At 44.5% G+C, this 12,640-nt stretch carries 11 protein-coding genes; 8 read left to right on the top strand and 3 right to left on the bottom strand.

Annotation, left to right across the window (positions count from 1 at the left end):
- Positions 1 to 2,196: lytic transglycosylase domain-containing protein (locus AC5JL3_RS06300; RefSeq protein ID WP_496073659.1), on the top strand; the 2,196-nt coding region annotated here is incomplete at its 5' end.
- 28 nt (positions 2,197 to 2,224) lie between these two features.
- Here the strand turns inward: AC5JL3_RS06300 and AC5JL3_RS06295 are convergent.
- From AC5JL3_RS06295 to AC5JL3_RS06285, 3 genes are all read right to left on the bottom strand, one after another.
- On the bottom strand, positions 2,225 to 3,196 hold the full coding sequence (locus AC5JL3_RS06295) for a CobW family GTP-binding protein (protein ID WP_496073658.1): 972 nt from the start codon (positions 3,194 to 3,196) through the stop codon (positions 2,225 to 2,227).
- 97 nt (positions 3,197 to 3,293) lie between these two features.
- Positions 3,294 to 4,241: an alpha/beta fold hydrolase gene (locus AC5JL3_RS06290; RefSeq protein WP_496073657.1), complete on the bottom strand. Its 948-nt coding sequence runs from the start codon at positions 4,239 to 4,241 to the stop codon at positions 3,294 to 3,296.
- Positions 4,242 to 4,299: 58 nt separating this feature from the next.
- On the bottom strand, positions 4,300 to 5,331 hold the full coding sequence (locus tag AC5JL3_RS06285; protein ID WP_496073656.1) for a CobW family GTP-binding protein: 1,032 nt from the start codon (positions 5,329 to 5,331) through the stop codon (positions 4,300 to 4,302).
- A gap of 217 nt (positions 5,332 to 5,548) precedes the next feature.
- Here AC5JL3_RS06285 and AC5JL3_RS06280 point away from each other — a divergent pair, with 217 nt between their 5' ends.
- Genes AC5JL3_RS06280 through AC5JL3_RS06250 form a run of 7 tightly spaced genes read left to right on the top strand, consistent with a single transcriptional unit; the run spans position 5,549 to position 12,620 of the window.
- Positions 5,549 to 6,388 carry an ABC transporter permease gene (locus AC5JL3_RS06280; protein WP_496073655.1) on the top strand — a complete coding sequence of 280 codons (840 nt, stop codon included), beginning with the start codon at positions 5,549 to 5,551 and terminating at the stop codon, positions 6,386 to 6,388.
- Positions 6,389 to 6,405: 17 nt separating this feature from the next.
- Entirely contained in the window at positions 6,406 to 7,713 is a 1,308-nt protein-coding gene (locus tag AC5JL3_RS06275; RefSeq protein ID WP_496073654.1) for an ABC transporter ATP-binding protein, read from the top strand.
- A gap of 51 nt (positions 7,714 to 7,764) precedes the next feature.
- Positions 7,765 to 8,505, top strand: coding sequence for a methyltransferase domain-containing protein (locus AC5JL3_RS06270; protein ID WP_496073653.1), 741 nt, complete (start codon positions 7,765 to 7,767; stop codon positions 8,503 to 8,505).
- Between the two features lie 59 nt (positions 8,506 to 8,564).
- Positions 8,565 to 9,458, top strand: a complete 894-nt coding sequence (locus AC5JL3_RS06265) for a dTDP-4-dehydrorhamnose reductase family protein (protein WP_496073652.1) — start codon at positions 8,565 to 8,567, stop codon at positions 9,456 to 9,458.
- The gene (locus AC5JL3_RS06260; RefSeq protein ID WP_496073651.1) at positions 9,445 to 10,503 is read left to right on the top strand and encodes a polysaccharide biosynthesis protein; all 1,059 of its coding nucleotides are present in this window, start codon (positions 9,445 to 9,447) and stop codon (positions 10,501 to 10,503) included. The genes AC5JL3_RS06265 and AC5JL3_RS06260 overlap by 14 nt, the downstream gene beginning before the upstream one ends.
- Entirely contained in the window at positions 10,500 to 11,609 is a 1,110-nt protein-coding gene (gene wecB, locus AC5JL3_RS06255; RefSeq protein ID WP_496073650.1) for a non-hydrolyzing UDP-N-acetylglucosamine 2-epimerase, read from the top strand. The genes AC5JL3_RS06260 and wecB overlap by 4 nt, the downstream gene beginning before the upstream one ends.
- Before the next feature lie 51 nt (positions 11,610 to 11,660).
- A complete protein-coding gene (locus AC5JL3_RS06250; RefSeq protein WP_496073649.1) occupies positions 11,661 to 12,620 on the top strand; it encodes a glycosyltransferase in 960 nt (319 codons plus the stop codon).
- Positions 12,621 to 12,640: the final 20 nt, after the last annotated feature.

Genomic DNA, 12,640 nt, shown 5'->3' with positions numbered 1-12,640 from the left:
AAGGGTTTCCCGAACCTGCTTAAGCTGGTCACTTATTTCTGCCAATATGGTCTAGAAGTGTTAGCGTCGGGAGAGCGAAGTGTTTTTAGTCCGCAGCAAAACGCCGTCACCTCCATCTCCCTTGAGCTAGAACCCCTAGATCGCTCTCGCGCCCGTTACTTATTGGCGGCTGATTTAATTGAGCAGGAGCAGGGAGGAAAGGCGCTTCGTTGGTTAGAAGGATTAGAGTGGGACTATCCTGTATTGGCAGCACAAATTCTCCTCAAGCGCGCACGCGCTTATGAACTTACGGGTAACAAGGCTAAAGCGCTAGAAGCTTGGCAAGATTTGCTCAAACGCTACCCTAATGAGCCACAAGCTGCCGAAGCGTTGTATAAAATCTCTTCAAGCGATCCGCAGTACTGGAAAACAGCAGGTGTGGAATTTCGCCCTCACCCAATCTCAGATCCAGTGCGACACTGGTACTCCTTCTCAGCCGATGATCCACAATACTGGGATATAGCTATTACTCAATTCCCTTCACATCCTCGAATTCTACAAATAGCCCGTGATCGGCTCAAGGAAAATCCTCGTCAGCCACAACTGATGTTGTTATTGGCAAGGTATGCCTTTGATACACCAGATATTAGCTTGGTACTCGACAAACTCGTAAGCCGATACGGTGAGGCAGAAGGGCGCAACGACAAGCCCCTGATCCAGCCAGAAGATTGGGAAGCGATCGCTCTCGGCTATTGGAACGAGCGAAAATATGGTCAAGCGAGTACCGCATACACCAAAGCTCCACGCACACCCCGTAATGCCTACCTGGTCGCACTGGGACTTCAGTATGCTGAGCATCCACAAGACTCTATGCTTGCTTACAAAAAAATGGGGCGCGACTTCCCTCATGCTGAGGAAACACCGACTGCTCTACTCCAAGTTGCTCAATTGAAGCCAACTACAGAGGTACTACCATTACTTGACAAAATCGTTAATCAATTCCCTGACCATGCTGGTGAGGCACTCTACACCAAAGCCGTAACCCTTGATAGCCTTGGAAACGACAAAGCCGCTGCTCAAACTCGTCAATTGTTGTTAACTAAGTATGGCAATTCTGAGGCAGCAGCAGATTATCGCTGGCAGGTGGCTCAATCAAAGGCAAAAGCAGGAGATTTAGAAGCGGCGTTCAAATGGGCGAAGCCAATTGCGACAAACAACCCCGACAGTCATCTGGCTCGTCAGGCAGGCTTTTGGGTCGGCAAATGGGCGAACAAGTTAGGGTATAAGCAGGAAGCAAAAGCCGCGTTTGAACAGGTAGTCGCTAATCACTCGCAGTCTTACTATGCGTGGCGGTCAGCCGTACACCTCGGCTGGGATGTTGGAGACTTCACAACCGTGCGTAAGCTAAATCCTCAAGTCATTTTGCCTGCTACACGACCACCTCTACCTATGGGTTCTCCCGCATTGAAAGAACTTTACCAACTTGGTCAAGAACGGGATGCCTGGATACTCTGGCAAGCTGAATTTCAAAACCGACTCCACCCAACTGTTATGGAGCAATTCACTGATGGTTTACTGCGTATGGGTGTAGGCGACTATTTAGGAGGAATTGCTAAGATTTCGAGTCTGGAGGATCGCGAAAAACCTGAAGAGCAAGCCCAGTATCAGGCTCTCCAGCAACAACTAACCTACTGGCAAGCCTTATATCCAACTCCATTTCTAGAAGTCATCGAAGAGCAGTCACAAGAGTTTGGTGTTAATCCTCTCTTGGTGACGGCTGTAATTCGACAGGAGTCTCGATTCGATCCAGAGATTCGTTCCAAGGCGGGTGCTGTTGGCTTGATGCAGATGATGCCAAATATTGGTGCCTTGGTGGCTAAACGAATCAAGTTGAAGAACTATGCTCTTGATAATCCTAACGACAACATTAAGTTAGGGACGTGGTTGCTCGATGAGACTCATCAAGCCCACAAAGATAACTCTTTATTTGCGATCGCCAGTTACAACGCAGGTCAGAGTAACATCTCCCGATGGATTAGGGAGAAGCAACCCAAAGATCCAGATGAATTTGTTGAAACTATCCCGTTTGATGAGACGAGAGATTACGTCAAGCAAGTTTTTGGCAACTACTGGAATTACTTACGCTTGTATGATCCTCAGGTGCAAGCGCGGTTAGATAAGCACTCAGCTACCCAATCAACAGCAATGCATCAGTGACACCCTCCCTCACTGATACATACTGTGGTTAAACAAGGCACGATCTAAAATCCTGTCGAAGCTTCGCTTCGTCTAGATTCCGACCAATGAAGACAAGTTGATTATTACGGGTTTCCTCAGGCTTCCAAAGGCGATCACGTGTACCCTCAAACAGCATATGAACGCCTTGAAAGACAAAGCGATGGTCTTCCCCTGCTAGATTGAGAATACCCTTCATCCGGAAAATATCGGGGCCCTGAGTTTGCAATAGCTTACTCATCCACTGTTGCAACTTTTCTCCATCCAGTTCACCCGACTCTACCAGTGCCACAGAATACACGGATTCATCATGTTCATGAGCATCTTCACTCAAAAATTGCGGGTCAATTTCCAAAGCGCGATTCAAGTCAAAGGCATTTACTCCCAAAAGAGCATCCATCTCTAACTCTGAGTTGCGGGTACGGTAGACTTTCGCTATCGCATTCATCCCTCGAATCCGCTTCTCCAACTCATCTAGCTGTTCTGGTGTCACCAAGTCCGTTTTGTTGAGCAAAATCACATCAGCAAAGGCAATCTGCTCTTGTGCCTCACTGCTATCCCAATGTTCCCAGATATGCTTGGCATCCACTACAGTCACTACAGCATCAAGCTGCATCTGTTCGCGCATATCCTCATCGACAAAAAAGGTTTGAATCACAGGTGCAGGGTCAGCTAAACCCGTAGTTTCAATCACCAAATGGTCAAACTTATTGCGCCGCCGCATCAGATTGCTGATAATCCGAATCAAATCACCCCGCACGGTGCAGCAGATGCAACCGTTGTTCATCTCAAAGATTTCTTCATCGGTGTCAATGACCAGTTGGTTATCGATACCGACTTCACCGAACTCGTTGACAATCACAGCAACCTTAAGCCCGTGTTCGTGGGTAAGGATGCGGTTGAGGAGTGTTGTTTTCCCCGCTCCTAGGTAACCTGTCAGAACGGTAACTGGTACAGAACTTGATGAGGTGGCAGTAACCATAGTTTGATTATTTTCCTGTAATGATAATCATTATCAGACATTGCTAACAATTTGCAACTGTTGCTAATGCCGGATTGATTATCTATGTCTGTCTGCCTTAACTGACAGTTCCCAGAAAATCCTTAATGATTGGTGCGATGAGGTTGGCATACTCTTCATTCATTCCCAAAGAACCAGGGAGTGTAGTGGATTGGACACCAGGGAATTTAGCGATCGCATCCATTTCTTCCCTTGACTTAGGTGGCACCTTTTCACCGATGATTACCATCACAGGTGCGGGTAACGGTTGAAAGTAGGCGAGAAAGTCACTGCGTTCCTGTACCGGGTCAATCGCACCTGTCACAAATGCGGCTGGAGCATATCTTGCCCCTGGTTGCTGGGTAATTTTTCGCTTGTTGGCAATAAATTCTGGGGTTAACTGGGATTTATCCACATAAACATGACGCCCATACATCAAGCGCAGAAATGAGGAAGTGGTGTTCATCTGGTAGAGAACTTGACCGAAGAAAGGCGATCGCACCAACCCTCTCACACCACCAGCAACCTGCGGAGTTGCCCCCATTGTCGGTAAAGGGCCGCGCCAAGTTGGAGCAACTAAGACAATTTTTGAACAGGAGTCAGGCGTATTTTTCGCCAACTGCATCGCATATCCTGCCGCATGACCAGCCGCAACTATAGCCGTGGGAGTATTCAAGATATCCCTGGCAAAATCTTGCAAAAACTGGTGGTACAAAGCGGATTGATACTCTAGGGGGAAACGATCCGAATCCCCAAAACCTGGCCAATCTAAAGCTATAACCTGAAACTGAGAGGATAAGCTTTGTGCAATACCCCGCATTTCACCTCGTGTAGAGACGGTACTAAAAGCTGGCAGCAGTAACACAGGTGCCCCCTCACCAAGGGTTTCATAAACCACATGGATTGGCTGTTCGTTCCAAGTCCAGCGATAGTTTTGAATAACGCCTCCGATGCCAGTCGCTGTAGAGGCGGGTGTTGAAGTTGATTTTGTGAAAGACGTAGTAGTGTCTTGATTGCTAACAGTCATTATTATCCAACGTGCTAATAATGATTATTTTAGAGCTTGGGACATTAGGCGATAGGCTCTAATTCTGTTGGTGTCGTATGGCTGTTGCGGGTTCCAAACAACTAGCTAACTGTTCTTGCAGTTGCTCGGCTTTTAAGTCACGTCCGATGAATACTAACTGATTGCTAGGTGAATGTTGCCACTGACTGGTTTGAAAGTCAGAGCGTTTGCCACTGAGCTGGAAAATGTGGCGTAGTTTGCTTTCTTTAAACCAGAGTAGACCTTTTGCCCGAAAAATGTTATTAGGTAACCTGTCAATGAAGGCTTGAAATTTTTCTAGGATAAAAGGGCGATCGCTTATGAATGATACGGACATAAAGCCATCATTTTCTAAATGGTCGGAATCACCGTGATGATGTTCGTGGTCATGGTGGAATTCAGTTTCAGTATTTAGGTAGGTATTGGATTGGGAAAGCTCAACATCGAGAATAAGAGGAAGTGGAACTTTACCCTGTTCACACCGCAGTACCTTTGCTTCCGCTTTCAGCGTGCGGATATAGTCTTCCAACTTGTCAACCGTTTTTTGTGGAACGAGGTCAATTTTGTTGAGCAGAATGATGTCTCCGTAGGCAATTTGATTAAAGGCTGCTGAGCTATCAAAATGCTCTGGTGTGAAAGTTTCAGCATCTACAACGGTTAAAATTGAGTCAATTCGCGTGACATCACGTAATTCTGAGGTGAGAAAGGTCATCAGAATCGGTAAGGGGTCAGCAATGCCAGTGGTTTCAATCACTAAGTAGTCAATGTGTTCTTGACGTTCCAGAACTCGATGCACTGCATCAACTAAGCCAGCATTGATTGTGCAGCAGATACAGCCATTGCTCAATGCCATCATGTTTTCATCTACACTGAGCAATAGTTGCGAATCAATATTAATCTCACCAAACTCGTTCACTAAAACCGCCACTTTTAAGTTCTGACGATTTTGCAAAATGTGGTTGAGTAAAGTTGTCTTGCCACTTCCGAGAAATCCGGCGATAATCGTCACGGGTATCTCGCGTTCAAGCAAATCTAAGTTGTTGGTTTCTATCAGGTTACTAAAGTTAGTCATGGCTATGGGGTTCGTGCAGCTACTGGGTAGACACTCTTAAAGAACGCTACTGTTGCAAAAATGTTCTATGGAGTTGGTGAAAAAGGCGATCGCCTTTTGAATTGGTGCTAAACTTGATTGCCTGGAGAAAGGTACTAATGTGTTCAGACGATAATGTCAGTAATCAAAGAGACACCTGAACCCGTAAGGGAAAGGCATCCAGGGTAAAGTCAAGTTAATGCATACCAAAGAATTAATTATCGAAGCAGGTCGCACAGAAAGCCAGTATTGGAAAGACCTCTGGCGCTACCGAGAATTGTTTTACTTCCTAGCTTGGCGCGATATTCTCGTCCGTTACAAGCAAACTGTAATTGGCATTGCCTGGGCACTGATTCGACCCTTCTTAACAATGGTTGTCTTCACTATAGTGTTTGGGGAACTGGCAAAGTTACCGTCTGAGGGTGTACCTTACCCGATTCTCGTCTTTTCCGCTATGCTTCCCTGGCAGTTCTTTTCTAGTGCGCTGAGTGAATGTAGCAACAGTTTGGTAAGTAATGCGAATTTAATTTCTAAGGTTTACTTCCCTCGCTTGATTGTGCCTACTAGTTCAGTGATTGTCAGTTTTGTGGATTTCCTGATTTCTGGAATGATTATGTTAGGGCTGATGGCGTGGTACAACTTTGTGCCAAGTTGGCGTATTCTGTCGTTGCCAGTATTTATTTTGATTGCATTTGCTGCATCAATGGGCGTAGGGTTGTGGTTGTCAGCGCTAAATGTGAAATATCGAGATTTCCGTTATGTAGTTCCCTTCTTAGTGCAGTTCGGTTTGTATATCTCGCCCGTAGGCTTTAGCAGTAGCATTGTCCCGCAGAAGTGGCGTCTCCTTTATTCTCTAAATCCTATGGTAGGCGTTATTGATGGTTTCCGCTGGGCAATTTTGAGTGGAGGAGAACGAACACAAGGTTCACTTATTTATTGGCAGGGATTTACACTATCTCTTGTGTTGGTTGCGTTATTGTTAGCTAGCGGCATCTGGTACTTCCGCAAAACTGAACGCACTTTTGCTGACGTGATTTAAGCGGCAACTCCTAAAGTATGTCAGATACAGTTATTCGTGTTGAAAACCTCGGAAAGAAATACATTATCGGTCATCAAAATCCGGGGGGATACAAGTCATTACGGGATGTGATGGCGAATAGTACAAAGTCTTTGAGCCAAAGACTGCTAAAGCCTTTAGGAAAAAAGCTATCTGACCAAACTGTTGAGGAATTTTGGGCGCTTAAAGATGTATCGTTTGAGATCAAAAAAGGTGATCGTGTTGGCATTATTGGACGTAATGGGGCAGGAAAATCGACACTCCTCAAAATTCTGAGCCGCATTACTGAACCAACTAACGGTCGCATTACTGTTAAAGGACGAGTTGCCAGTCTCTTAGAAGTAGGAACTGGGTTTCATCCAGAACTAACTGGGAGAGAGAATATCTTTCTCAATGGTGCAATTCTAGGGATGAGCCGAATTGAAATCAAAAAGAAGTTTGATGAAATTGTCGCCTTTGCAGAGGTAGAGAAGTTTTTAGATACCCCAGTTAAGCACTATTCCTCTGGGATGTATGTTCGCCTAGCTTTTGCCGTCGCTGCACACTTAGAGCCTGAGATTTTGATTGTAGATGAAGTGCTGGCAGTGGGGGATGCTGAATTTCAGAAGAAGTGTTTGGGGAAGATGGAGGATGTCGCAGAGAAAGAGGGACGAACGGTGTTGTTTGTGAGTCATAATATGACGACCGTTCAAGTTCTCTGTCAGAGGGCTATTCTTCTGGAACATGGGGAAGTCAAAAGAACGGGTTCACCCAAAACTGTAATCAGTCAGTATCTGAGTGGCGACTTTGAAAATTTAGCCGAGCGTGTCTGGATTTCTCCCAAGTATGCTCCTGGTTGTCAGAGTTTACGGTTGCATAGAGTGAGCATTTGCGATCGCACCGGAGTTACTACACCAGATATAGATATACAGCATCCTTTCAGTATCGAGGTTGAGTACTGGGTACTTCAACCAGGAATCAAAGCGGGAGCAACTATTTTGATCTGGAACCATGAGAGAACATTGATTCTTAGTTCTCTAAGCAATCATGATCCAAACTGGCACGGGAAAACACGACCTTCTGGTTTATTCAAAAGTGTTTGCCAATTTCCTGGGAATTTATTAAATAACGGTCGTCACAGCGTCTCGGTACTGTTATGGAAAGATAACTATGTCTCCTCAACACGAGAAGATGAAGTTTTGCACTTTGAGGTGCATGAGTCATCTGGCGGCATGCGGGGCGATTACTTATCAGGTGATGATGATTGGGATGGTGCAGTACGAGTCCTGCTAGACTGGAAAACCGATTATCTAGGGGAGAAAAAATAACGTTTAACTGACATCTCTATTGAAAATCGGGAGTAGAAGAGAACAACTTTTATGAATTTAACTTGGTTAACAAAAGAGGAAGTCGATGCAGCCGTAATGAAGAAATGCTTTCAGACAAATGTTGTCCTTGACATTGGTCCTGGAATTTGTCCTCAATACTTCGTTAAACCAGGCGTACATATTTGCGTTGAACCTTACCTTCCCTATATTGAAAAGTTACGGCAAGCGGGTGTAGATAAGTCCCGATATGTATTTCTCAACTGTACCTGGGATGGGGCAATGAAAATTTTGCCGGATAAGTCAGTAGATTCGGTGTTTGCCCTTGATGTAATTGAACACATGGAAAAGGAAGATGGCTTAAAGTTTCTCAAAGAAGCTGAACGAGTTGCCCGTCAACAGGTTATGATTTATACCCCATTGGGCTTCTATCCTCAAACTTATGACGACCCAGATAAATCAGACCGTTGGGGAATGGGTGGTGGTTATTGGCAAACCCATCGTTCGGGATGGTCTCCAGAAGATTTTGGTGAAGGTTGGGAGCTAATTTGTTGCAAAGAGTATCATTTTGTTGATGAAGATGAGCAGCCTTTAGAAAAACCATTTGGCGCAATCTGGGCGTTTCGTAACTTTAGAGAAAGTCCAGAGAAAAAAAATGAAATGGACTCGTTTGAAGGAATAGCAACAGATGAGCTAGCCTTAGCATTATGGAGGCGCACCAAGCGAAAGGTGAAACGAGTTTTAAATACTTTTAAGGCTAATAAACAATCTAATAATGTTGACAAGATAGTTTAAATGCAGATATGTATGATAGCTAAAAAAGGTTTGGATAGGCTTTAAGAGGTAATAAACTAGTGCGGATTCTCATTCTGGGTGCTAATGGTATGTTGGGTCACAAGTTGACCCAAGTTTTTTCTCAACAATTTGAGGTACTCGCCACAGTGCGTTCTAGTATAGATGCTTTTGCCGGACATCCAGTACTCGTTCAAGAACAGTTGTTGGGAAATGTATCAGTTGAGAATTTTGATAGTATCGTGCGTGCGATCGCACTTGCCAAACCTCACTATATAGTCAACTGCATTGGTATTGTTAAACAACAGCTTGCCGCAAAAGATCCACTACAAAGCATCTCAGTAAATGCTCTTTTCCCACACCGTCTAGCTCAAGTCTGCCAAGCCGCAGGGATTCGTCTAATTCAGATCAGCACAGATTGCGTTTTTACAGGACGCAAAGGAAACTATCTGGAAACTGATGTGGCTGATGCAGAAGACTTGTACGGGAGAACAAAGTTACTGGGTGAGGTGGGTGGCGAAGGTTGTCTAACACTGCGGACATCAATTATCGGACGAGAGTTCGCAAATTCATACGGTTTAATTGATTGGTTTTTGCGTCAAGAAGGGAAATCTATCCGTGGATACAAGAAAGCCATATTCAGCGGATTCACAACTCATGCCCTTGCCGAGATTATTGCTCAAATTATCACCCAGCACTCAGATTTGCAGGGAATTTGGCACGTTGCCGCTGAACCGATCAATAAGTTTGAACTTTTATCGCTGGTGAAAGAAATATACAGACTGAATATCCAGATTGAACCGGATGAGGTATTCCTGTGCGATCGCAGTTTAAATAGCGATCGCTTCAGACAAGCAACTGGATTTATTCCTCCCTCTTGGCAAAATATGATCGAGCAGATGTATCAAGACCCAACGCCGTATTCCAAGCTCCGAGGTGATTATGCTATCAGGTAAAAGAATTGTCGTTACAGGCGGCACTGGCTCTTTGGGTAAGGTTTTAGTACGGCGCTTGCTGTCAGGGGAACTGGGTAGACCGAGTAAAATTATTGTGTTCTCCCGCGATGAAGCCAAGCAACATACCATGCGGCTTGCCTATCAACGACGGGAAACGGCTACCGATGAAGTGATATATCACAATTTTGAAGAACTCTTGCAGTTTCAGATTGGGGATATCCGCGACTATCACAGCGTCAGTGCCGTACTCCGCAACGCGGATGTTGTGTTTAACGCGGCTGCACTCAAGCAAGTTCCAACCTGCGAATACTTTCCCTACGAGGCAGTGCAGACGAATATTAGCGGTGCCGAAAATATCGTTCGTGTGATTCGTGAACATCAACTGCCAGTCGAAACTGTAGTGGGGGTATCTACAGACAAAGCCTGCAAACCCGTCAACGTCATGGGTATGACCAAGGCAATTCAGGAACGCATCATCATTCGCGCTAACTTGGATTGTCCGAATACTCGGTTCATTTGCGTGCGTTACGGAAATGTGCTTGCTTCCCGTGGTTCCGTAATTCCCCTGTTTCACTACCAGATTCGCCGTGGTGGTCCCGTTACAGTTACAACAAGGGAAATGACACGATTTCTCCTGAGTCTCGAACAAGCTGTAGACACCATTTTCGCGGCTGTGAAATATGGGGAACGAGGAGAAACTTATATCCCACGAGTGCCATCAGCCAGAGTCGTAGATGTTGCGGAAGTGCTAATAGGCGATCGCCCAATCCAAACCTTGATTAGTGGCATTCGACCCGGTGAAAAAGTCCATGAAATTCTGGTATCCGAAGAGGAAGCCTATCGCACCATCGAGCGAGGGGATTATTATGCGATTCTGCCAATGCTACCAGAACTGAGAGGCACGGCAAGTCTTGAAACTCCACTGACCAAAGAATATAGTTCAGCGGATGATGTAATGTCGAAGCCTGAACTGGCAAAATTACTAGGACAGAACCATCTTTTGGTAGAAGACCAACCTGCATTTGAGGACGCTCTGGTGGCATGAAAGTTATGACTATTCTGGGCACACGTCCAGAGATTATCCGCCTGAGTCGAATCATTGAGAAGCTCGATCGCGTATGTCACCATGTACTGGTACACACGGGACAGAACTTCGACCCCAATCTCAGCGACATTTTCTTCCAGCAACTCGGTGTCCGAAAGCCGGATTATTTCTTGGGCGTTCGCGGGGACAGCTTTGGGGAACAGATTGGCAAGATTATTGCCGAAAGCGATCGCATTCTTGCCACCGAAAAACCCGATAAACTGCTACTACTTGGTGATACGAATAGTGCCCTTGCTGCAATTGTCGCCAAACGAATGGGTATTCCTGTCTATCACATGGAAGCAGGAAACCGTTGCTATGATGATCGCGTACCGGAAGAGGTGAATCGCCGGATTATTGACCACAGTAGCGATATCTTGATGCCTTATACGGAGCGTAGTCGAGCTAATTTGCTTCGTGAGGGAATTGAGGGACGGCGCATCTATGTTATTGGCAACCCAATTTATGAGGTACTCCAGCACTATCAGGATGCGATCGCCCAATCAAACATCTTAGCCAGTCTCGGCATAGAACCAGGTAAATACTTCCTAGTTACCATGCATCGGCAAGAAAACGTCGATGTTGAAGAACGCCTCATTGCCTTAACTCAAGCACTAGAATGGCTACAAAAGGAATACCAATTGCCGCTCATTTGCAGTTTGCATCCCCGCACCCAGAACAAACTGCAACGCTATGGTATCAGCCTGAACAATGAGCAGATTCGGTTTCTTGCTCCATTTGGGTTCTTTGATTTTATTGCTTTAGAGCAGAATGCTTTTTGTGTACTGAGTGATAGCGGCACCGTACAGGAAGAGTGTTGTATCTTTCAAGTTCCTAATGTCACCATCAGAGATGTTACAGAGCGTCCGGAAACCATCGAATGTGGCAGCAATATCCTCAGTGGTGCAGATCCAGAGATGATTCTCCAATGTGTCCGCACTGTCACTCAGTCAACCTGCCAATGGACAGTACCACCCGAATATTTGGTAGAACAGGTAAGCACTACAGTTGTAAAAAGCTTAATCGGTTACTTGCCAACGGCAGGAGCTTGTGTTCAGAAAGGTTAGTACAACGGATATCGGCATATTAGAATTTGCTTTTAGTAGAGGTTCATCAACATGACATCGAACCCGAAAATCTCTATTGTTATCCCCGTATACAATGGCTCTGATTATCTCAAAGAAGCTATTGATAGCGCTTTGGGGCAAACCGCCCCAGATTTTGAAGTAATTGTAGTGAATGATGGCTCTAATGACGGAGGTAAGACAGAAGCGATCGCCAATTCTTATAGCGATAAAATCCGCTATTTTTATAAGGAAAATGGAGGAGTCGCCTCTGCCCTAAATTTGGGCATAAAAAATATGAGGGGCGAGTGGTTTGCTTGGCTAAGTCACGACGATTTTTTTTCAAAGAATCGAATAGAGCAAGATTTAATTTTGATAGAAAAGCATCCTGAAGCCAAAGTCATTTATTGTACTCTTAAGGATGTTGATTTTCAAGGAGAAATCCTTGAAAATGTAAAATATCCTATTGTACAAGTTAAAAATTGCTATGAAGCTTTAATGTTTGTGAATATGTGTGCCCTAACTATTCATCAATCTTGTTTTAAAACTATAGGAGTGTTTGACGAATCAAAAAGAACTTCGCAAGATGTTGACTTTACACTTCGATTAGCCCGTAGGTTTTCCTTTTATTTAAACAATAACTCAATAACCTATAGAAGAGAGCATTTAAATAGAGGTACATATACTCTAGCTGAACCTTATAAAAAAGAATTACAGAAATTCTGCGATATTATTCATAATGAACTATCCTTTAATGATTTGTTTTCTAACTTAACGGCTAGCGATAATGAGGATACGATTGCCAATGCTTGGTTCTCTCTAGGGCATTTGTATCAGTCTTTTGGAGCTGAGCATTATAGTAAAGAATGTTATAAATTAGGAATTAATTCGTATAAAAATAATTTTACACGCTTGGTAAAAATCTTTAATTTTAAGACAAAAAAGATTGAAAGCTATATTGCTAATAACTGGATTAACCGATTTCATCTTTTTTTTAAAGGCTTTAAATGGTAAAAGTACATTGTGTAAAAATA

The sequence above is a fragment of the Symplocastrum torsivum genome (assembly GCF_059505465.1).
The sequence above is the reverse complement of the archived record's forward strand: the minus strand, read 5'-3'. Positions and strand labels throughout refer to the sequence as shown.